The sequence below is a fragment of the Psychroserpens mesophilus genome (genome assembly GCF_050617655.1).
GTDB lineage: Bacteria > Bacteroidota > Bacteroidia > Flavobacteriales > Flavobacteriaceae > Psychroserpens > Psychroserpens mesophilus_A.
Genome location: NZ_JBODQC010000122.1, coordinates 1 through 288 on the forward strand (window position 1 = coordinate 1; position 288 = coordinate 288).

At 38.2% G+C, this 288-nt stretch carries 1 pseudogene; it reads left to right on the plus strand.

Going from position 1 to position 288, the window contains the following annotated elements:
- Positions 1–8: 8 nt before the first annotated feature.
- Positions 9–288 (plus strand): annotated as a pseudogene (locus tag ACRHNM_RS16600) (S41 family peptidase); the annotation flags it as partial.

The window sequence follows — 288 nt, forward strand, 5'->3', positions numbered from 1 at the left end:
CAAGATGAGGTGATTTTGAAGATGGTGAAATCTATATTCTCATTAATGAAAATTCGGCATCAGCAAGTGAGGTTATTGCAGGTGCGTTACAAGATAATGACAAAGGGATTATAGTTGGAAGACGTTCTTATGGTAAAGGTTTGGTACAACGCGAAATGGCATTAGGTGATGGTAGTGCTGTGCGTTTAACCGTTTCTAGGTATTACACACCAACAGGACGTTCCATTCAGAGACCATATACCAACGGAGACAATAACGCTTATTACAATGATTATTATAAGCGTTTAA